The organism is Calothrix sp. NIES-3974, assembly GCF_002368395.1.
Lineage (GTDB): Bacteria > Cyanobacteriota > Cyanobacteriia > Cyanobacteriales > Nostocaceae > NIES-3974.
This window is the reverse complement of sequence record NZ_AP018254.1, coordinates 4787803-4810537: the sequence shown is the minus strand read 5'-3', so window position 1 is coordinate 4810537 and position 22735 is coordinate 4787803. Positions and strand designations below refer to the sequence as shown.

At 42.5% G+C, this 22735-nt stretch carries 17 protein-coding genes and 1 pseudogene; 12 read left to right on the top strand and 6 right to left on the bottom strand.

Translation table 11 applies throughout. The features are described 5' to 3' along the window. The first annotated feature begins 6 nt into the window (after positions 1–6). The 4 genes and pseudogenes from CDC37_RS19380 (at position 7) to CDC37_RS19365 (ending at position 3842) form a co-directional block, all read left to right on the top strand. Positions 7–1833, top strand: a complete 1827-nt coding sequence (locus tag CDC37_RS19380) for a hypothetical protein (RefSeq protein WP_096624262.1) — start codon at positions 7–9, stop codon at positions 1831–1833. 250 nt (positions 1834–2083) lie between these two features. After that, positions 2084–2497 (top strand): hypothetical protein, encoded by a 414-nt coding sequence (locus tag CDC37_RS19375; RefSeq protein ID WP_096624260.1) that lies wholly within the window; start codon positions 2084–2086, stop codon positions 2495–2497. 56 nt (positions 2498–2553) lie between these two features. Next, positions 2554–3207, top strand: a pseudogene (locus CDC37_RS19370) (Uma2 family endonuclease). A 104-nt stretch (positions 3208–3311) separates the two neighbouring features. After that, complete coding sequence (locus CDC37_RS19365) at positions 3312–3842, top strand: FKBP-type peptidyl-prolyl cis-trans isomerase (RefSeq protein ID WP_096624258.1); 531 nt, start codon at positions 3312–3314, stop codon at positions 3840–3842. 245 nt (positions 3843–4087) lie between these two features. Here the strand turns inward: CDC37_RS19365 and thiS are convergent, their stop codons facing one another. Beyond that, positions 4088–4297 (bottom strand): sulfur carrier protein ThiS, encoded by a 210-nt coding sequence (gene thiS / locus CDC37_RS19360; protein ID WP_096624256.1) that lies wholly within the window; start codon positions 4295–4297, stop codon positions 4088–4090. Positions 4298–4368: 71 nt separating this feature from the next. Then, complete coding sequence (locus CDC37_RS19355; RefSeq protein ID WP_096624254.1) at positions 4369–5478, bottom strand: thiamine phosphate synthase; 1110 nt, start codon at positions 5476–5478, stop codon at positions 4369–4371. A 385-nt stretch (positions 5479–5863) separates the two neighbouring features. Between CDC37_RS19355 and CDC37_RS19350 the strand changes: the two genes are divergently transcribed. After that, the gene (locus tag CDC37_RS19350) at positions 5864–7495 is read left to right on the top strand and encodes a DUF1565 domain-containing protein (RefSeq protein ID WP_231943114.1); all 1632 of its coding nucleotides are present in this window, start codon (positions 5864–5866) and stop codon (positions 7493–7495) included. Between the two features lie 105 nt (positions 7496–7600). Here the strand turns inward: CDC37_RS19350 and wecB are convergent, their stop codons facing one another. Together wecB and CDC37_RS19340 are read right to left on the bottom strand one after the other, a co-directional pair. After that, positions 7601–8716, bottom strand: a complete 1116-nt coding sequence (gene wecB, locus CDC37_RS19345) for a non-hydrolyzing UDP-N-acetylglucosamine 2-epimerase (protein ID WP_096624251.1) — start codon at positions 8714–8716, stop codon at positions 7601–7603. Positions 8717–8939: 223 nt separating this feature from the next. Continuing rightward, positions 8940–9404 carry a pentapeptide repeat-containing protein gene (locus tag CDC37_RS19340; protein WP_096624249.1) on the bottom strand — a complete coding sequence of 155 codons (465 nt, stop codon included), beginning with the start codon at positions 9402–9404 and terminating at the stop codon, positions 8940–8942. Positions 9405–9836: 432 nt separating this feature from the next. Here CDC37_RS19340 and polA point away from each other — a divergent pair, with 432 nt between their 5' ends. The 3 genes from polA (at position 9837) to CDC37_RS19325 (ending at position 14473) form a co-directional block, all read left to right on the top strand. After that, on the top strand, positions 9837–12785 hold the full coding sequence (gene polA, locus CDC37_RS19335; protein ID WP_096624247.1) for a DNA polymerase I: 2949 nt from the start codon (positions 9837–9839) through the stop codon (positions 12783–12785). A gap of 295 nt (positions 12786–13080) precedes the next feature. Next, entirely contained in the window at positions 13081–13722 is a 642-nt protein-coding gene (locus CDC37_RS19330; protein WP_231943113.1) for a GDSL-type esterase/lipase family protein, read from the top strand. A 58-nt stretch (positions 13723–13780) separates the two neighbouring features. After that, positions 13781–14473, top strand: coding sequence for a Uma2 family endonuclease (locus CDC37_RS19325; RefSeq protein WP_096624245.1), 693 nt, complete (start codon positions 13781–13783; stop codon positions 14471–14473). 110 nt (positions 14474–14583) lie between these two features. Here CDC37_RS19325 and CDC37_RS19320 read toward each other — a convergent pair whose 3' ends face one another. After that, a complete protein-coding gene (locus CDC37_RS19320) occupies positions 14584–14970 on the bottom strand; it encodes a nuclear transport factor 2 family protein (protein WP_197707020.1) in 387 nt (128 codons plus the stop codon). 340 nt (positions 14971–15310) lie between these two features. On the opposite strand from CDC37_RS19320, the gene CDC37_RS19315 reads away from it, so the two are divergent. Beyond that, on the top strand, positions 15311–16789 hold the full coding sequence (locus CDC37_RS19315; RefSeq protein ID WP_096624241.1) for a glycoside hydrolase family 13 protein: 1479 nt from the start codon (positions 15311–15313) through the stop codon (positions 16787–16789). A 247-nt stretch (positions 16790–17036) separates the two neighbouring features. Then, complete coding sequence (locus CDC37_RS19310) at positions 17037–17666, top strand: hypothetical protein (RefSeq protein WP_096624239.1); 630 nt, start codon at positions 17037–17039, stop codon at positions 17664–17666. Between the two features lie 203 nt (positions 17667–17869). Here CDC37_RS19310 and hppD read toward each other — a convergent pair whose 3' ends face one another. Beyond that, a complete protein-coding gene (hppD, locus tag CDC37_RS19305; protein ID WP_096624237.1) occupies positions 17870–18952 on the bottom strand; it encodes a 4-hydroxyphenylpyruvate dioxygenase in 1083 nt (360 codons plus the stop codon). A gap of 331 nt (positions 18953–19283) precedes the next feature. Between hppD and CDC37_RS19300 the strand changes: the two genes are divergently transcribed. Both CDC37_RS19300 and CDC37_RS19295 read left to right on the top strand, forming a co-directional pair. Continuing rightward, positions 19284–22190 carry a methyl-accepting chemotaxis protein gene (locus CDC37_RS19300; protein WP_096624235.1) on the top strand — a complete coding sequence of 969 codons (2907 nt, stop codon included), beginning with the start codon at positions 19284–19286 and terminating at the stop codon, positions 22188–22190. A gap of 98 nt (positions 22191–22288) precedes the next feature. Continuing rightward, positions 22289–22711: an NUDIX hydrolase gene (locus tag CDC37_RS19295; RefSeq protein WP_096624233.1), complete on the top strand. Its 423-nt coding sequence runs from the start codon at positions 22289–22291 to the stop codon at positions 22709–22711. Positions 22712–22735: the final 24 nt, after the last annotated feature.

Below are 22735 nucleotides of genomic sequence, written 5' to 3'. Positions count from 1 at the left end.
TAGCCTGTGCAGTTGCATTCGATTAATCAAGTCCACCAATCCCCATCTCCGGAAAAATCGGGTTGTGTTTCCCCAATACCGAACAATGAGCAATTGTTGGTCTTGGCACAAATCTTTTCACGTAAATTAGCTGGGGAAATTACTGATAGTCAGAAAATTCAGGTACGCTGTGCCATTTCCCATCAGCGTGTCATGGTACTAATTGAACATCCGGAAGAGATTGCCATTGCACCAGACACAATTGTCGTGTTGTTGGCACAAACAATGGAATCACATCCAGAATATATTACACACAAGGTGGAGTTTTTTTTCCGCAAACTGGGGGTAAAACGTCCCTATGCCAAACGGATCGTCACCTTTAAAATCCGACACACCCATTCAACAAATTCTGCTGTCACCCCAGAACATAGTTCCGCATTAACCCTGAGAAAATCAAGTTCATTAATCACTCTCCAATCGATAACTAAATCCATTCCTCCCTTGCGAATGCAGGCAGAAATGGAAACAAACACAGACATCCAATCATCACCTTGGTCTAAATCTTCAGGATTATCGAACATTTTTCTGGGTTGGTTGATTGCTGGAATTACCGGAACTTGCGGCGCGACATACGTATTAACTCGTCCCTGTGTACTGGGTGAGTGTCAAGCACTACAAGCAGCACGTAAATTAGATTTAGATTTAAAACAGTTAGGCGAAAATGCTAACAACGAAAGGGATTTAAAGCAACTCCAAACCCGCATAGAGGAAACAAAAATTAACCTCAAAGCAATTCCCCGATGGTCATCTCGATCTGCGGAAGTAGCCAGTTTAACAGCCAAATTATCAACGGAATCCCAAGCTGTCACCCACATGATTATGGGTTGGGAAAAAGGTGTCACAGCCATTCAACAAACCAGAAGCTTTACAGACAATATTAACGACCTGTATACACGTCAACAGCTATGGCGCAATGCGATCGCACCCCTAGAGGCAATTCGTCCTCATAGTGCATTTTACCAAATTGCCCAAACTCGGTTATCCCTGTACCGCAATGGATTACAATCTGTTAACGTCCAACTACTTGCCCAGGGAAGATGGCAACAACGCCTGAATGCAGCCAAAGCGATCGCAACTACAGCTAGTCAACGGGATACTACAGCCAAAACCCTCCGTGAGTTCCAACAAGCCCAAAATACCTGGCAAACGGTAATTAACGCCCTCCAAAACATTCCCCAAACCAGTCCAGTTTATCTCCAAGCCCAACAATTACTCAAAGTCTATCAACCCAAACTCATCGCTGCCCAAACCCGCGTCCGCAATGAGCAAAATTCTGGTTTATTATATAATCAGGCCCGTAACACTGCTCAACAAGCCCAAACCGCCATGCAAAACAGTCAATGGCAACAAGCAGTCAGTCTATGGCAACAAGCCCTGAACCTTGCTCGACAAGTTGCACCAGGGACAAGTCATTATTCCCAGGCCCAACCCCTAGTCGATTTGTATACATCTGCCCTCGAACAGGCACGCACTCAAATAATTAACCCCGATGAAATCGAGATTGCCCGACGCGACCTGGAAAAAACCTGTCAAGGTACAACCAGAATTTGTAACTTTAGTTTAGCAAATCGGGCAATCACTGTGCGGATGACACCCGATTACGAAAAGACTTTAGAAGCGAGTTTACAACCCGTCGCTGGTAAAACCGAGAATGTCACCCTTGTCACTAATCACCTGCAAACTTTACAAACAGCCCTAGAGGCTATCAGTGATAATGCGGACTTACCCCTGTTCGTTTTTGATGCCCAAGGTGCGCAAATTTATACCCATATTCCCCGTAGTAAAGCTAATTAGCTTTGGAGAAAGTCGGGATATGGGGAGAAGATAGAGACGACCCGGCGGGTCGTCTGTACTATATATTTGAGAGGACTTATAGCATTTATAGTATTTATGTGCTATTAAATTTCCCCTTCTCCTGTCTCCTGTATTCTTTCTATGGTTCCCCTACAATAAAAGTAGTCTACACCAGGGCACGTTTTCAGAACCATTGGAGTCTGAGTAAATGCATTCGCCGATTGTCCCTTTGCCTACCAATTGAGAGAATATGTGTAGTTGGAAATTAGAAAACTTGCATTATAGTGATAATCCACCCCCCAATTATTCCTATACCCAACTATTCCCCAATCCATCTTGGTGTGGCACAATTTCGGAGCTAGATATTGAATTTTATATTGAAGGAAATACCCACGCACCCTATCCGCCTTTACTGAATTTAGCATCCCATATTATCCAAAATATGCATGTAATTGTTGAAAGGGCAATAATCGATGTATCTCTCCATTCTGGCTATGCATTGCCAAATCTTCAGGTGGGTTGGTTTTGTTTGCGGATGAAAAATCATTTACCCACTTATCAAGCTGTTTGTTTAGTATGCTTAACAGGTTATGAGTCTGATGCTTGGGTGGTAAATTTTGATAATGAAGATATGCCAATTAGTCGGGAAATTTATAGTTGGTAAATTAAGTTTGTGGTAGGAAAAGAATAGGGAATAGGGAACTATAGGGAAACACAATCATGTTAGAGTACAACTTATGCAAATATCTGCCCTCTGCGGACGAACTTCCCGACTCCGATGAAACACCAGTGGATAACGAATTACAGGAATTAATTCCAGGGTTATTAAAATCTATTTTGCTGATACTGGGGGCAGAACGGATGCACTGGTTGTTTGCCATTGATATGGGTACGTAGACCCGGACAAACCCCCCATTGTCCCGGACGCTTTTCTCAGTTTGGGGGTAGAACGAGTGTACGATGAGGAATTGCGTCCTAGCTATGTACTGTGGGATGAGAATGTAGTTCCGATTTTAACTTTAGAGTATAGTTTCCCCCAATTATCGTCAGGAATATACTCAGAAGTTACAGCAATATGCGGAGATGGGTGTGTTGTATTATGTGATTGATTCCTCCCGTCGTCGTCGCAAACCCAGATTAAAGTACAAATTACAACCAGGAAATCCAGTTTGGCTCCCGGAAATCGGTTTGGGAATCGGTTGTGAACGAGGTAATTATGCTGGAGTCACTAGGGAATGGTTATACTGGTATGACCAAATAGGTCAGCGTTATTTGACCCCTCAAGAACAAATTCAACAGCAAGCAGAACGTGCGAAGTTGCTAGGGGAAAAACTGCGCGAACTAGGGGTAGATCCGGATACAATATGCCCTTAGAATTAAACTTCCCTAATCGCTTGATATTCGGAATACCGTCCTTGCCATTTTGGGGAATAGATTACACTAGGGACTTGTAGATTTTACGGTGTGAAAAATCAATCATGTTCAAAGCAATTTTATGGCGAACTGGATTAATAGCTGCTTGCTGTCTAACCCTTGCGTGTGAATCACCAGACAACACGCAAACCACCTCAGAAGCAACAAGCACACCAGCAGCCACCGAAGCAAGTACAACTACCACACCAACAGAAACCCCAACCGCAACATCCTCCCCCGCTTCCACTCCATCCGACAAAGAAGTAACTACTCCCTCTGGATTAAAATATACTGACCTGAAAGTTGGCAGTGGTGCAACACCAAAAACTGGACAGACAGTTGTTGTTCATTACACAGGTACACTTCCAGACGGGACAAAATTTGATAGCTCCCGCGATCGCAATCAGCCTTTTGAATTTGCAATTGGAACTGGACAAGTGATCAAAGGTTGGGATGAGGGTGTAGGGACAATGCAAGTCGGTGGTCGTCGTCAATTAGTTATTCCCCCACAACTAGGTTACGGTGAAGCTGGAGTTGGTCCAATTCCCCCGAATGCGACACTAATTTTTGATGTGGAATTACTGGAAATTAAATAGGTTTTACCAGGGAATGGGGAGTTGGTAGTAGTGAGAAAAAACCACTTACCCCCTATTTCTCACAAAACCCTAAAGCTCACAGGGAATAGTCCGTGACGGTAGTAGTTTAGGGTGGAGAAGGAAAGTCAATCTGTTACTCAAGGCTTAAATTGACTCGCTCAAAATCCAGGTTTCATCTCATGGAGAAGCTGCGCTACGCGCATCTACGGCTATGGTGTCAGCAGTACTAGGCTACTCCCTTGCGACTAACCACCACCAACAATGGTGACAACCTCTAAGCGATCGCCTGGTTGGATCACGGTGGTTTCCCAATACTGGCGGTGGAGTATTTCCCCATTGTACTCTACCGCCACCAAGCGGGGATTAAAACCTAAATCAGTGAGTAGTTTTGGTAAATTAATTTGTTCGCAGCAGTGACGGGTTTCACCGTTCACCTGTAATTGAATTTGCACCATATGGAATTATTGTGAATCGAGAACTGGTAATGCAGAATGACACTCCCCATGCTCCCTTCTTGATCTTGATCCTAAAGATGGGCTTTCGGTTGAACGCGATTGAGTTGGGAGAGTAAATACTGAGCGACTAGGGTTGGTTGTTCAGCTTGCATTAAACTGCGAACAACTGCGACTCGTTGCGCTCCCGCGTCAATGACATCGTTAATATTATTGGGATCGATTCCGCCAATGGCAAACCAGGGAATGGGACAATTTTTGGCTGCATAGGAAACGTATTCTAAACCCGCAGCAGCTTTTCCCGCTTTAGTAGGAGTTTCGTATACAGGACCGACACCGATATAATCTGCGGCTTCGGCAATTGCCTGTTGCATTTCTTGCGGATTTGTGGTAGAACGACCTATCAGGCGCTGTGGCCCGAGTAACTGGCGAGCTGTGGCAATGGGCATATCCTCCTGTCCTAAATGTACCCCATCGGCATCAACAGCGATCGCTAAATCAATGCGATCATTGATAATAAGTAAAGCACCGTAATTGTGGCATAATTGTCGCAATTTCTGAGCAACAGCCAAGCGAGTAGAGTCGTTTGTCTCCTTATCGCGGTATTGTACCAAAGTTAATCCACCCTTGAGGGCTGCTTCCACATTTTCCAATAATTTTTCGGAAGGAGAGGTGACTAAATACAATTGCGATCGCTGTAATAATCGATGACGCTCATACCCCATTAAATTGGTTTCTAGGGTGTATATCTGATAACGCATTTGTTTAAAGGCTTTACCCATATTGGGGTGGTACAGTTTTCCGTATTCCTCCAGTACCCTGACGGCTTCCTGCACCCGACAAAAATTCGCCTGGAGTAGTGCCAAAATATCCTGACGGGTTTCTTCCTGGGGATGGGATAAATCCGTACCCACATCTGCCAAGGTGTCACGAGCAGCACGCAACTCCGCAGTATGCCAATGGGCAATTTCTTGTCGCAAATGCTTACACTGGGAGGCTAAGTTACTATCGTTTAATCCAAATCGACACCATTCTTCGATAATCCGTAAACCTTCACGAGCTCGGTCTAAGTTCGCATCGAGAATACGGCAAACAACTTGCTGAATCTGTCCATTACGGCTATATCCCCCGACCATTACTTCAACCCCATTCGTGCTTTTATCGTAACAGGCAGCCCAGTTCATATTGGTAATTTTTTCCTATAGTTTTTTTTGGCATTGATTTTATCTTCATAAAACTTCCAATTTTTCTGTCAACTCTGTTAACAGTTAACGGTCAACAGTCAACAAACTGAAATGGGAAAATCTGAGTTTTTGCTATTCCCTGATATAACTGTTACTAAATTAATTTGTATCAAAAAAGACATATGAATCAAAATTGTGTGCAAAAAATCTCGACAGTTCGCTAGTTAAGGTATAAAAAAGTCTTACGAGGTGAAAAAAGTTCAGTCACAGGTGACTTTCTCCTTCCCTTTGATAATTCCTTTCCACAACGCAGCAAAGCCGTCCTATGGTCAAATACTATATAACAAATTCAGTCGTTCCTACTCTCCTTCAAGCCACGATACAAGTGTCATTCTTGTTGTTGGGGATGAACTTGGGTTTAGCGACAAGCGTTTATGCACAAACTCCCAGTCTTTCCACCAACGACAGGGGTGGAAGAATAATTTCTCAGGAGAATGTGTTATTTGTCAACCCAACTAGTGGAGATGACAATAATAACGGTAGGGAAGCTACTCCCTTGCGAACGATTACCAGAGCGTTGCAAGTTGCTCAACCTAACACAGTGATTGTCTTAGGTCGGGGAACCTATTCTAGTGCCAATGGCGAAGAATTCCCTTTATTTATTAAATCAGGAATTAGCATCCAAGGCGATACGGCAAGTAAAGGACGGGGAATCCTGATTCAAGGGGGTGGGGAATATCTTAGCCGTAGTTTTGGCAGACAAAATACCACCCTAGTGGTTGGTAATAACGTCACAATCGCAGGAGTGACGATTACCAATCCCCAAGGACGGGGTTATGGGATGTGGATTGAATCAACAAATCCGCAAATTATAGGCAATACCTTTACTGGTAGTGTTCAAGATGGTATTGCGGTGACGGGGAATGCTATAGCCAAAATCAGTCAAAATTACTTCTATCGGAATGGAGCTAATGGTGTGACGGTTTCTGGTTCCGCTCGTCCCGAAATTAGTGAAAATATTTTTCAACAAACTGGCTTTGGGATTAATATTGCCCAAAATGCCGAACCGATAATTACAGGTAATCAAATTCAGTATAATCGGGCTGGGGTGATTGTTCAAGCTAATGCTCGTCCTGTTTTGCGTCAGAACCTGATTCAAGGTAATCGGGAAGATGGACTAGTGGCGATCGCTCAAGCAAATCCCGATTTAGGTAGTGATGGGGAACCGGGTAATAACGATTTTCGCAACAATGCCCGTTATGATATCAATGCAAACGCCGCCAAGCAACCCATCCTCTCGGTGGGAAATCGGATTGACCAGAAAAAGATTGCGGGACAGGTGAATTTTCGCGGTTCTGCTGCTCCTATCGCTGCTAATCCCATTTCACCAGCACCTTCACCCTTTAGTAGTAGATTAAGCTTAAATCGCCCCAGTCGTCCATCCAGATTAGCATCTACAGTCCAGACAAACACGAGCAATACAAATACCAATAATACAAATACCACCATCATCAACCCTGTCAGCAGCAATCGGGAAGCACCTGTTCGGGAAATTGTCTTTGCTGCTCCCGATACACCCACCCCGACCACTCCGAGTATTATCCCCCCCAACCGACCATTACGCCAACAACAGGTCTCTTCTGCAACCGGATTTCCCATTCCCCCAAGTTTAACCAATACCAACTCCCAAACAACGTATAATTACCTGCAAGTCAACCCAACCACAGAAATTAACCCACCCCAACCCCCCAGCATTCAACCCCCCATGCCTACTGGTAATTTAGGTGCCGTAGCAAGTAATATGCCAATGGGGACGTTATACCGGGTAATTGTGCCAATTCGCACCAATCAGGAGGAAGAAATAATTAAATACTTAGCTCCAGGTGCTTTCCGTACAGCATGGCAAGGACAAAGTGTAATTCAAGTCGGTGTATTTAGTAGCACCTTCAACGCTGAACAAATGGTACGAATCCTAAATAATAACGGATTACAAGCCATGATTCAGCAGTTAAGATGATTGGATTTTGGATTTTGGATTAGATGAATTTCGTTTGTTGGTAGAGACGTAATATATTACGTCTCTACATATATCGCGTTTGGATGTGTGGTTATTCCCTATTCCCTACCCTAAATAATCAGCCGTAATAGCCACAATGCGATCGCTTGCTTGACCATCTCCGAAGGGGTTAATTGCATTGGCCATTGCATTATAGGCTTCCGGATTGCTTAATAGTTGGGTGCTGGCATTGGTAATATTAGTACTATCGGTTCCCACTAGTTTAGCCACACCTGCGGTGACTGCTTCCGGACGTTCTGTGGTTTCCCGCAATACTAACACTGGTTTACCCAGACTCGGTGCTTCCTCCTGGAGACCACCAGAATCAGTTAGCAAAAGATGCGATCGCAATATGGCTCCAACTAATTCCCTGTAATCAAGGGGTTCGGTGAGAAATATGCGCGGGTGATTCCCCAGCATCGCTTGTAGGGGTTCTCGAACAATGGGATTACGATGGAGGGGTAGTAATAAGGCTGTGTCGGGAAATTTATCCAGAATTCGCAAAAATCCCTCGGCAATTCCCGCTAGGGGTTCTCCCCAATTTTCCCGACGGTGAACGGTTGCTAAAATCACTCGGTATTGTTCCCAATCTAAACCGGGAATATGACAAGGAGGTTCGGTCGCAGCGACTTTTAGCAAGGCATCAATCACCGTATTTCCAGTTTGATGGATGTGTCCAAGAACTCCAGAACGTTGGAGATTTTCCACTGCTAACTGGGTCGGAGCAAAATGTAACTGGGTAATTTGGGAAATCAGCCGACGATTGGCTTCTTCGGGATAGGGGTTATAAATATTATCAGTACGTAAACCAGCTTCCACATGACCCACAGGGATTTGTTGATAAAAAGCCGCCAATGCAGCAGCAAATGCGGTGGTTGTATCCCCCTGAACGATAATCAAATCTGGTTTTTCCAGTTTGTATAATTCCCCCAACCCTTGTAAACTACGACAGGTAATATCACTTAAGGACTGTTTTGGTTGCATAATCTCCAAATCAAAATCAGCCTGAAGATGAAATAAATCCATTACCTGTGCCACCATTTCTCGGTGTTGTCCTGTTAAAATCACCTTAGTGATAAATTGGGAATCTGCTTGAAAAGCCTGAATCACAGGAGCTAATTTAATCGCTTCCGGACGTGTACCCAAAATAATATCAACTCGTTTCTGGTTGGAATTAATCATGCTTCTATAGGAGACAGAATACAGGATACAGGATACAGGAGATGATTGGTTGGGTACAGGATATTATGATTCTATGGGATAGAGAATACAGGATACAGGAATAATGGCGTTGCTGAATACAAATATGATTTAAAAATTTTATTTTGTGTAGGGACGTAGCATTTTTATTTTGCGTAGAGACGTAGCACCGCTACGTCTCTACACTGCGAAATATGCCCAGGTGCTACCATTCTCCACCAATTCCCACATTGCTATTAAACACATCCGCATTGTTCAGATTAGCACCAATTAAGGTCGCTCCATCCAATTCCACGCTATACAAATGAGCATTCTCCAGATTCGCACTGCTTAAGTTCGCATCATTTAAACTCGCACTGTTCAAAAAAGCTGCTGCTAAATTAGCCTTTTCCAAATTTGCTCCGGTCAAATCTGCTCCTTCCAGGTTAGCTCCCCGCAAATTTGCACCCTGGAGATTAGCGTTCCGCAAATCCGCACCAATTAAATGAGCTCCTTGCAAATTCGCACCACGCAAATCACATCCATAACATTCACCAGTGGTGAGCAAACGTTGTACATTGGTAATATTCACCTTACCATTCGTGGCCGCAACCGGTGTCGAGCTAAATAATGCAACTGCACCAACAAACGCGATCGCATCGACAATTCTTGCTATTAACTTAGTTTTCATGGCTATTTCTCCTCACACTTCTGTGAGTGAATACACTCTCCCAATCCCAAATTCCTGAAAAAAATCAAAAAAATGCTACAATCAGAGCAACTGTACTATAAAGATATAGCAGACAGAACAATAGGGTTCGGATCAGAAAATTTATAAACCCCAAATAATTATTGTAGAGACGTGATATATCGCGTCTCCCGAAACCTGTGAATATCCAAAAAATTAATATCCAAAAATTAAAAGTTGAGATACAGTGTTTCCCAAGTAAATGAAGTGCAACCCCACCCGCGTTCTCAAACGCACCACCCACTGTGGAAAGCAAACGGGGGTGTACTATGCAACAAAGATGCTTCGTGTCTATGGTGGGTTTCCTAGGTATCTAACCAGGATAAGAAAGTCTAAAATCGAATAATCCAAAATCCAAAATCGGACAATCTTCCCATGCGTCCTACATTTCTACTAATCGATGGCCATTCCCTAGCATTTCGTTCCTTCTATGCGTTTAGCAAGGGAGGGAATGGGGGTTTGCGGACAAAAACGGGAATTCCTACTAGTGTTTGTTTTGGGTTTCTCAAATCCCTATTAGAGGTCCTAGGGAACGAACAACCGGAAGCTGTTGCAGTCGCTTTTGATTTGGGTGTACCGACATTCCGTCATCAAGCGGATGATACCTACAAAGCTGACCGTCCCCAGACCCCGGAAGATTTTTTGATTGATATGGAAAATCTCCATGAATTGTTAGCAGCTTTAGGGTTAAGAATAATTACAAAAGCTGGATATGAAGCCGACGATGTGTTAGGGACAATGGCACAACAGGCAGCATCGGCGGGATATCGGGTTAAGATTGTATCAGGCGATCGCGATTTGTTCCAATTAGTTGATGCCGACAAACAAATATCTGTTTTGTATTTAGGGAAGGAAGCTTTTTCAGTTCGTGGTGTCGGGGGTGTGACGGAGTATGGTGTGGAGGAGGTACAGGGTAAGTTAGGGGTTTTACCGCACCAGATTGTGGATTATAAAGCGTTGTGTGGCGATAAATCGGATAATATCCCTGGGATAGAGGGGATTGGGGAAAAAACGGCGGTACAGCTATTATCGACCTATGGCAGTTTGCAGAATATTTATGACCATATTGGGGAGATTAAGGGTGCAACCCATAAGAAATTAATTAATGGCAAAGATAATGCTGAAAAGTCCCAGTTTTTAGCGAAAATTATTTTGGATGTCCCTTTAGATGTAAAACTGGACGAGTTTGTTTTACGGGGTTTTGCAATGGAAGCATTAACCCCGGTTTTGACAAAGTTGGAATTTAAATCTTTTTTAAATAAAATTCAGCAGCTTCAGCAAAGATTTACCGGTGTTAATGATGAAAATTCTCTGGATAATCATGTTGCGGTGAGTCCTGTTGAGGATAGGGAAGAGCAGCTGGAAAATCAGCAATTATCTTTATTTCCAGTTGCATCCGCAGATGACGGTTTAGATTTTTGGACTCCCGCAGAAACCAGTGCAGCAATGAAAGGAGATGATATCGGGGATAATGATTTAATTAAGGTGAGAATTATTGATGACCAAGTTAAATTAGCTGAGTTAATTGAGATTTTACGAACTCAAACCAATCCAGAAAAACCCGTTGCTTGGGATACGGAAACCAGTGCATTAGAACCACGGGATGCGGAGTTAGTGGGAATTGGCTGTTGTTGGGGAATTTCCCCAGATGAAGTTGCTTATATTCCCCTAGGACATACCCAGGGAACAAATTTAGCTAAAAATTTAGTTTTAGATAGTCTGCGACCGATTCTAGAGGATGAAACCTATCCGAAAACATTTCAAAATGCTAAATTTGACCGTTTAGTGTTGCGTGTTCAGGGAATAAATTTAGCCGGGGTTATATTTGACCCCATGTTGGCTAGTTACGTGATTAATCCTGATGATAAACACAATTTAAATGACATTACAAGTCGATATTTAGAAGGGATAAACTTACAAAATTATGAAGACTTGGTGAGTAAGGGCAAAACCATTGGGGAAGTTTCAATTCAACAGGTTGCGAATTACTGCGGATTACAGGTTTATGCCACCTATCAACTATTTGCAAAAATGCAAGCAGTTTTAAATGAATATCCCCAACTACAGCAATTGTTTCAGCAAGTGGAATTACCCCTAGAAACCGTATTAGCAGAAATGGAATTTACAGGGGTGCGGGTTGATAGTGAATATCTAGAAAAATTTTCCCGACAACTGGAACAGGATTTACAAACCATCGAAAATAATGCCTATAATGCGGCGGGAGAAACCTTTAATTTAGGCTCTCCCAAACAACTGAGTCAATTATTCTTTGAAAAACTCGGTTTAGATGTAAAAAAATCCCGCAAAACCAAAACCGGATACTCCACCGATGCGGCTGTTTTAGAAAAACTCCAGGGAGACCATCCGGTTATTGATGCCATTATTGAACATCGCACCCTAGCTAAATTAAAATCCACCTACGTTGACACTTTACCAAAACTCATTCGTCCCGATACCCAGCGCGTTCATACTAACTTTAATCAAACCGCCACATCCACCGGGAGACTATCATCATCAAATCCGAACTTACAAAATATTCCCATCCGTACAGCCTTTAGTCGGCAAATTCGTCAAGCCTTCCTACCAGAACCAGGATGGTTAATGGTAGCAGCAGATTATTCCCAAATAGAGTTACGAATTTTGGCCCATTTAAGTCAAGACCCGACCCTAATTACAGCCTATCAACAAAATCAAGATATCCACACTGTCACCGCGAGATTAGTGTTTGAAAAAACCGAAATTACCCCCGACGAAAGACGCTTTGCCAAAACAATTAATTTTGGGGTAATTTATGGTATGGGAGCGCAAAAGTTTTCACGGGAAACAGGAATTAAGGTCGCGGAAGCGAAGAAATTCATCGCCAAATTTAATGAACGTTATGCCGATGTTTTTAGCTATCTGGAAAAAATGAAAAAAACAGCTTTAGCTAATGGTTTTGTGGAGACGATTTTAGGGAGAAGACGTTATTTTAAATTTCAAACCGCTCAAAGTTTACTAGGGAAGAATCACGATGAAATTGATTTAAGTAAACTCCGATTAAATAATGATGACGCAGGTTTATTACGTGCAGCCGCAAACGCTCCCATTCAAGGTTCTAGCGCTGATATTATTAAAATTGCAATGGTGCAGTTGCAGCAAATTTTGCAGGGATATCAAGCTCGTTTATTACTACAAGTACATGATGAATTAGTTTTTGAAATTCCTCCCCAGGAATGGGAAGAATTGCAAGGTAAAATTAAATCCACAATGGAAAATGCTGTCTCCTTGAGTGTACCCTTATTAGTGGAAGTGAAAGCGGGTGAGAATTGGATGGAAGCGAAGTAGGTTGTTCAGTTAGAGTTGGGAGTAGAGACGACCCATCGGGTCGTTTGTACGGGGAGTTGGGAGTAGTTTTAACTCAACAAGTCCAATTTTCGCAGCGATAGGTCAAACAAGTAAACCCCTAACAACAATCAATCGGAAATTCAGTAGTCATCATGAACTGCGTACACCAGGATGCATGAAAGTGATTTTTCCCCACTCCCTATACCGTAAGTCGGAGACATATGGATTTTGCCATTTTGCCCAATAAGGGAATATAATTTGTATTCTCGAACAATATTTTTCCCAGGGTTGCCAAGTGAAACCACCCATTACGCGTCTACCATCACAAACAAGAATCTGTTTTGTCGGAGAATCCTTTGTCAACGGAACAGGAGACCCGGAATGTTTGGGATGGACGGGTAGAATTTGTGTTGATGCACATCAGCAAGGTTATGATATTACCTACTATAATTTGGGAGTGCGAGGGGAAACAACCACCCAGTTAAAAGAGCGTTGGTATGGTGAAGTTGTGTATCGTTTACCAACAGAATTGGTTTCCGAGTATGATGGTCGGGTGGTATTTTGCTTTGGTGTTAACGATACCGCGATCGCAAATGGTAATAGAAGGGTTTCGTTGTTGAATACAATCTTGAATACCAGAGAAATATTAAGTCGAGCGCAGGAATTATATCCGGTTTTGTTCGTCGGACCACCACCAATGTTGGATAATGACCAAAATACAAGAATTGCAGAATTATCGATGTATTTTGGACGAATTTGTCGAGAGTTAGGGATACCCTATTTAGATATTTTTCCGATTTTAAAACAGTCTACTATCTGGTTTGATGAAGTGCATGGGTATGATGGTTCCCATCCCCGGAGTCGGGGGTATCAGGAATTTGCCAATATAGTTAAAGCATGGGATGGGTGGAAGCAGTGGTTTCCGTTAAAAGTTTAGGTATGTAGAAGACAGAATACGGTCTTCAGGAGATAATTTATTGTCGAGGAATACAGCCATGACAACATCAGCGAGACATGATAGCAAGCATGGTCAGAATATGGTAATTCTGCCTTTAGAAAATGGCGATCGCTTAACACGGGTTGAGTTTGAACGTCGTTACCAAGCTATGTCGAATCTCAAAAAGGCTGAGTTAATCGAAGGAACTGTATTTATTATGGCATCTCCCGTCCGTCACAGAAGTCACGGTCAACCCCATGCTTACATTATGACTTGGTTGGGGACATATCTGGCTGCAACACCGGGAATTGAAATTGGTGATAATGTGACGGTACGGTTAGACGCGGATAATGAACCCCAACCGGATGCTTTATTAAGGTTGGAGCAGGGTGGTCGTTCGACGGTGAGTGTGGATGATTATATCGAAGGTGCGCCAGAATTAATTGTGGAAATTGCTGCAAGTAGTGCTGCGATTGATTTACACGATAAGAAAAAGGTCTATCGTCGTAATGGGGTGCAGGAGTATATCGTTTGGCAAGTCTTAGAAAATAAGTTAGACTGGTTTAGTCTGGAAAATAGTGAGTATATCTCTGTTTGTCAAGATGAAAATGGTGTAATTAAAAGTCTGGTTTTTCCCGGTTTATGGTTGGATGTGAATGCATTGTTGACGGGTAATCTTGCTCAAGTTTTCGCTGTGTTACAGCAGGGTTTACAAAGTCAAGAACATCAGGATTTTATTACCAGGAATTAAACCACGTTCTGAATTATACTTTGCAGGCTGATATATTTACTTTTGGGTTTGTTGAGAGTTTACTGGTGACAGTAGACCTTTAAGGATTAAACGAATCGGGAATCAGAAAATTAACTGTAATCAGTGATTTTGAAGATTTTACCGTCTTTAAACTCAAATTCAGAGCATCCATTGAGTCGCAGGGTGTCTCCGGTTTTCATCCCATTGGGAAAATCTACAGCTAATACCGCTTCATAGTCAATTTGTAGCATGACTTTATCTTGGTTAAATGTCAAATCCCTAATCGTCTGCTGTCGTGATGAGAACAGTGATTTTGATTCCGTTGCTAATTTGCGTAATTCTTCAATACCGATTAATTCTACATTGACATTACTTCCTGTAACGTTTTTAAAAACCACTTCTGGATGGACTAAGGCAATCATTCCTTCGATATCAAAATTGTTGTATGCAGTAACATACTTGTGGATTAAAGTCTCCATCTCTTGGTTTGCCATCATCTTCTATACCTAAACCGATATATCTTCCTTTCGGAAATTATTCATGAAAATTTTCGGTTTAGTATCTTACCTACGACTGAAAACAGTACAAAGATTTTTACCAGCATTGGGATATACGTGGTAGAGACGACCCACCTAGAGACGACCCACCTAGAGACGACCCGGTGGGTCGTCTCTACTGATAATTATTTGATTTCTATCATTGGGTGCATCGTAAATTTGGGAAAATTTGGCAAGATGACCATGAAGCCAATTTTGGATTTTGGATTTTCGATTTTGGGTTACTATATTTCAGGATGTTGGGAACTTTTTTTAAAAGATATTAATTACACAACTATACATGCAGATACAGACACCAGATTGGGTTAAACACGCCGTTTTTTATCAAATTTTTCCAGACCGTTTTGCAAGGGGAAAACAAGCTCATCCTCGCTTGATTCAACAGCCAAATTGGGAGGATTGGGATGCTCCTCCGACCCTACAGGGATATAAAGGAGGGGATTTGTGGGGAATCATGGAAAATCTGGATTATATTGCATCTTTGGGAATTAATGCGATATATTTTACTCCAATTTTTCAATCTGCTTGCAATCACCGCTACCATACCCATGATTATTATCAAGTAGACCCGATACTGGGGGGAAATATCGCTTTTAAAGAATTACTCGATGCAGCCCATAACAGAAATATTAAAATTGTTTTAGATGGGGTATTTAATCATTGTAGCCGGGGTTTTTTCTTCTTCCATGATGTCTTAGAAAACGGTCCCCACTCTCCCTGGATAGATTGGTTCAAGATTGAAGGTTGGCCCCTTGCACCCTATACTGGAGATATTCCAGCTAATTACCGAGGATGGGCTGGAAACCGTGCTTTACCGGAATTTAACCACGACCATCCTGATGTGCGGGAATACATCATGCAGATTGCCGAATATTGGTTAGAATTCGGGATCGATGGTTGGCGATTGGATGTACCCTTTGAAATTAAAACACCTGGTTTTTGGCAGGAATTTCGCGATCGCGTGAAAGCGATTAATCCCCAAGCTTATATTGTCGGGGAGGTCTGGGGAGATTCCCGTCAGTGGTTGGATGGAACCCAGTTTGACGGGGTGATGAATTATCTATTTACCAGTGCAGCGATCGCATTTACAGCTGGGGAGCGGGTAATTTTGGAACATGTGCGATCGCGGGATTATCAACCCTATCCTCCCCTATCTGCTCCTGAGTATGCCGAGAAAATCCAAGAATTATTAACACTTTACCCCTGGGAAATCCAACTTACCCAGTTAAATTTATTGGCTAGTCACGATACTGCGAGATTAATCACAATCGCTGACGGAGATGAGGCTAGTGTCAAATTAGCAACATTACTCTTGATGACATTTCCCGGCGCACCCAGTATTTATTATGGCGATGAGGTGGGTTTACCAGGTGCGATTGACCCCGATTGTCGTCGTGGTTTTCCCCCAGAATCGAACTGGAATCAGGAACTACTTCATACCCACCGTCAGCTAATTGCCCTACGCCACCTTTATCCCTGTTTGCGCATTGGAGAGTATAATTTACTGTATGCTCAAGGTGATTTGTACGTATTTAGTCGTAGTTTGAGCCAAGAAAGTGGAAATGATGGAGAAGAATTAATCGTTGCAGTGAATACAGGAATCGCACCTGCACATGCCAATATTGAAGCAGTTAATTTCAAGTATCGCCCAGAAAAGATACTTTACGGTCAGGTGGAAATTAACAGGGAGCAAACGGGTGACATGGATATGTTAAGTTTAAATTTACCTCCACGCAGTGGTTGTATAATTGGGAATTAAAGTGAGCGTTTAACCCGGATTTCCCACAAACCCATACAATTTGCGTAGGGACGACCCGTCGGGTCGTCTCCAGGGAAGTAGGGAGTCGTCGGGTCGTCTCCAGGAGAGTAGGGAGTCGTCGGGTCGTCTCCAGGGGAGTATTAGGTAATTTTTACAACATTAATACCCGTGTTACTCCTGTATTCTTGAATTCTGCTGTCAATACACAAATCCAGAAAACTATTTCCATTGTCCCAGAGCAAAACCGATGCAACAACAAGATATTAATCCAGACATGAATATCAAAAATCCGATTCCCCAATATCCGGTGAGTATCTGGGAAGCGATTTTGATTTTCATCGGTGCGATCGCATTGATGGGTACTGGTTTGGCTTGGATTGGAATGCGGATGTTCAATAATACTTTTAATCCTGTCCGTGCGGAGAAAGTTGCCAGGAGTTTAGTGGACTATCAAATTCCTGGTGGTTCGACGGGTGTATTGGGTTTGAGTATCGGTGCAGAAACCTTCGCTATTGTCAAAAGAGACACGGAACCCTCCGATGTATTTTTGTATGTAAGTAAAGCTCCCAGCGATCGCATGAGTGAAGAAACTCCGATTAATTTAGGAGACGCGATCGCTTTGGAAAATTCGATCACGGGTGAATTTATTTTTTCTGACACCTACACAGAAGCAAAAACCCTTTGCAATCAAGCAACCCAAGTGACAATTCAAAAAGGAGAACAAATTGATACTACCCGAAATAGCACCCAACCCGCAATTCAATATTCGGCAAGAATTACCGATGGGCATGTTCAACGGGTGATTAGTATCATGGCTATAGGTGATAATACGCAAGCCAAAGCAGAGCAGGTATTTAATTCAATTAAGTGTATTTGATGATTCGATTTTGGATTTGGGATTTTGGATTATAGCAATCCGATTTGAGTAGTGAAAAATATTGGTTTTGGCTGTATCCTAGGGGAGGTCTTCTCCCAGAAAAGTTTATGGCTGTTTATGTCAACTGTTAACAGCTAACAACCCCATATGTAAGATTTTATAAATCATTTGTATCTCCTGTATTCTGTATTCTGTATTCCCAGTCAACTCCTCAAAGTTCCCCTTTTATCCTGTTCCGATTCGATTGCGGTGAATAAAGCGCGGAAATTACCTTCTCCAAAACCCTTTGCTTGTTGACGACGTTCGATGAACTCGAAGAAAAAAGTTGGTTCGGCAAAAATGGGTTGGGTAAAGATTTGTAGCAGGGGTGAAAAGGGAGTATTTTGATGCCAATCAACTAAAATTTGTTGGGAGGCGATCGCTTGTAATTCTGCTGTCGTTAAAGGAAAACCATGACGTTGACAGACGTTGGTGTAGTAGGAGGGGGGAACGGAGAGGAACTGTAAACCACGTTGACGAAGTTGGGTGATCGCATCAATAATGTTGGGTAAGCGAAGAGCAATATGCTGAATTCCAGCACCGTTATTAGCGTTGATAAATTCCTGGATTTGGGAGTTAGCTGTTGTCGGTTGGTTGATGGGGATTTGTACCCGACCACAGGGGGACATCATCACTTGACTACATAATCCAGATGTTTCAGTCTGAATGTTGAAGCTTTGTTGGGGTTGGAAGCCGAGAATATTTTTGTACCAATTGCTGACTGGAATTAATTCACCGTCGGGAACATTAATGACTATGTGGTCTATTTCTAAAGGAGATGGGGAGTGATTGCAGGGTAAATTCTCAGTTAGCCAACGTCTTTCCACCAGAACATGGGAGATATGGGTCAAAGAACTCCAACCAGCTATTGTCAACCAGCGTATTTGTTGATGTTCCAGCTTAAGTTCTTGTAGGGGAGTGAGAATTTGAATTTGATTTTGATCTAGTCGAGCGATCGCTTCTTCAATATTATCCACTAAAAAGCTAATTTCTCCCACACCTGGAGGATGGGTTTGTAGGTATCTAACTGCATCATCACTGGGTTGTTGAGGTGACGATACAATCAATCTGACTGAACCAGATTGCAGGATGTAAGTATGTTGGGATGGATGGTTTCCCTCAGACAATTCCCCAATCCAGGGAAATTCCTGATTTCCCCAAACCAATTCAAACCCCAATACATCAATCAACCAGCTAGCAAAGAGATTCCCATCTGTGACGAAAAAGCGAACACAATCAATTTTCATCGGATATGAAAATGAAGTTACCGCGTACTTTGACTCAATCATTATACGTGGCTTTCCGTTTTTATGTAGACAGATTCAAGTTGAATTGTTTCCCATCCTCTAGATATAGATACTGAAATATGGGGGAATAGTCTACATGTATTACTTACACCAAAACCGTAGATGCGAGTAGCGTAGCTTCTCTTGGAGATGAAACTGGTTTATCCCCACTCCCTAACCCTTAATCCAAAATCCAAAATTGTTCGATGATGTAATAATGTATTCTTGATATTTCGGTTGTGATAATTCAAACTGCTTACACAGATTTTTCCCAAATTCGGCTTGATTATCTATGGTAAACCCTATCAGCAATCGGAATCAAATTACTTCGTCGTCAACCGCTTCTGCAAACACTGATAATTCTCTGTTAAAAAAATTTTATAACTTGCCAATCAGTCAAAAACAAACCATTGCTCTAATTGCGTGTCAGTTAGTTTCTGTGATTGGGATTGGGATTGGTGGAACTTTGATTACTTTCCAAGGATTACGTTCGCAATTATTAGAACAGGCTAAATCCGAGCTAGCGGTGACTAATATTGCCTATAATATTAAGATTAATCAAATGGGTTTTGGTTTTCGTGGACAAGCGGATAACCCAGCCATTATTAAAGCTGCAATTGCCTACAATTCTGGATTAGCAGTAAATCCGGGGTTAAAAGCGGAAGTAAAAGGCATACTTTTTAATGAAATTATCGCCAGAAAAATAGAATTTGCAACTTTGGTGGGTAGGGATTCAAAAATAGTAGTCAATGCCAATAATGACAGAACAGGAGAAATATTTAATCCTGATAATTTAGTCAGTGAAGTATTTGCCAATCCCCAACAAATCAAGGCGACAAGAACAATTAAATGGGCAGATTTAGAAAAAGAAGGGGCAACCTTACCAAATGGTTTTCAAAATCAAGATGCACTGATTCGTTATACTGTTACTCCCGTCAGGGATACTGCAAATAAAACAGTAGTTGGAGCATTAGTTTCCGGTGATATTGTTAATGGGAAAACCGTAATTCCCGCCGAAACAATTAAAGCAACAAATGGTGGTTACAGTGGAATTTACTATCGTCAAACCGATGGCAAACTAGCCCTAGCATCATCCCTACAAACACCGACATCGGGTGATACGCGCCAATCGATACCGGGAATAACCCTGGGGGAAGCAGGACAAAAATTACTGGATGCAGCAAGTCGAAATAATGGTCAAATCGTCACAGGACGGTTACAAATAGGGAATCAAAGTTATACAGTTGCGGCTCAAGCTGTACCGAGTAAAATCACCCAAGCAGGGGATGAAATTAGAATGGATTACGATAAAGAACCCAGTGGAATCTTAGTTAGGGGGACACCAGAAGTTGGTATTAATAACTTGTTAAGGCAAAGTATTTTGGAGCAAATATTAGTTGTCATCATTGCCTTGGTACTGATTGCTATTTGGAATAGTATTTTGCGTCGAGGTATTACTCAACCAATCAAAAATTTGCAAAAGACAGCCCAGCAGTTTAGCCAAAATATTAGTAATCAAAAAGGCTCCAATTTCAGTAATATCCAAGCGGAAGTATTTGCTAATGATGAAATTGGGGAACTAGCCACTTGCTTTAATACAATGGCAGACTGTATCCGGGAACAATTCCAATATCAAAAAAGTGAAACCGACCTAGCATTAAAGCTCAACCAAATTACCGGGGAAATGCGGGAATCATTGCAGCGCGATCGCATTCTCAAATCAGCAGTGACAAATACACGGGAAGCTTTAGCCGCTAGCCGGGTATTATTCTACCAATTGGATGAAAATTATCAAGGTCGCATTATCTCCGAATCGGTGGATTACCAGTCAATAGCAAGCTTTGGGGAATTAATCGATAATCCCTACGATATCAGAGATAAAATAGCCGAACTAACCCCGGAAACATTAGAAATAGTTAGAGATATCCACCAATCCAAATTGAGCGCAACCAGTATCGCACAACTAGAAAAATCCCAGGTTAAAGCCTACATGTTAGCACCGGTATTTGCCAATCAAAAATTACAGGGTTTATTCGTAATTCAAGAATGCAAACAACCTCGAACTTGGCAAGAACTGGAAATAAATCTTTGCACCCAAGTCGCCACCCAAATCGGTTATGCTTTAGAACAAGCCGATCTACTTCAACAAATTGAACAAAGTCGCAAAACAGCCGAAAAGATGTCCCAAAGCGAACGGGAACAAAAAGAAACCCTACAGCTGCAACTACTAGAACTATTAAGCGACGTTGAAGGAGCAGCAAGCGGAGATTTAACCGTCCGTGCAGATGTTCGAGACGGAGAAATTGGTACAGTAGCCGATTTCTTTAACTCCATTGTCGAAAGTTTGCGGGATATCGTCACCCAAGTTAAAAGTACCGCAGTCCAGGTCAACCAAGCAATCGGTGATAACTCCATCGCCATTCGTCAACTAGCTGAAGACGCGATCGCTCAAACCCAGGAAATCGAGCAAACCCTAAATGCAGTTGACGGGATGACCACCACAATGCACGCGATCGCCCAAAATGCTCAACAAGCTGCAACAGTCGTGGAAATCGCCGCTCAAAACGCTCAAGCTAGCGGTGAAGCAATGGATTTAACTGTTCAAAAAATCATGTTTTTACGGGAAAGCATCGGTGAAACCGCCAAAAAAACCAAACGTCTCGGTGAATCTACCCAACAAATCACCCGTGTCGTGTCACTAATTAACCAAATATCCCAACAAACCAACCTCCTCGCCATCAACGCCGGAATCGAAGCCGCTCGCGCAGGAGAAGAAGCCCACGGATTTGCAGTCGTTGCCGAAGAAGTCGGTGAACTCGCCGCCAGATGCAGTTTTGCCACCCGCGAAATCGAACACCTCGTGGAAAATATCCAAACCGAAACCAACGAATTAGCCCAAGCAATGGAATCGGGAACCACCTATATTGTGGAAGGGACACAGGTATTAGAAGATACAAAACATAAACTAAAAGAAATTATCCAAATATCTGACCAAGTAGACCAGCTAGTCCAATCAATTTCCCAAGCAACCCAATCCCAAGTCCACACCTCCCAAGCGATCGCTGAACTGATGAAACAAATCGTCACCGCATCCCAACGCACCAGCACCTCATCCCACCAAGTTTCCCAATCCCTGCAACAAACCGTCGCGATTTCCCAAAAACTCCAAACCACCGTGGAAACATTTCGCGTTGATTAGGTAGAGACGACCCAACGGGTCGTCTAGGTTCGTCATGAAAATATAGGTAGAGACGACCCAACGGGTCGTCTCTACTGTCTCCTTTATTATTTATCTCCATGACCAAAAATATCCTTCCACCCACCCATCGAGTCGGTGCATTTGCAGTTATTCGAGACACCCAAGAACGAGTTCTCATCTCCCATCGGGGGGATATTCCCTTTTATAACTTACCAGGAGGTGGGATTGAACCCGGTGAAAGTGTTAGCGACGGTTTATTGCGTGAGGTTCGGGAAGAAACCGGACTGATTGTCAAATTGACTAAATTAGTGGGTGTGTATTCCAAAATAGAAAAAAATGAGGTGATTATCACTTTTGATGCAGAAGTGATTGGTGGAGAACTACAACCGACAGCAGAAGCTATTCACCATGTATGGGTGACACTAGGAGAACTGGAAAAGTATCAAATTTTAGCCACCCATCTAGAGCGTATTTATGATAGTTTCCGGAATCAGGGTCATGCTGTGATTAAGGAGCAGTGACAAGAAAAAGACACACTTACCTAC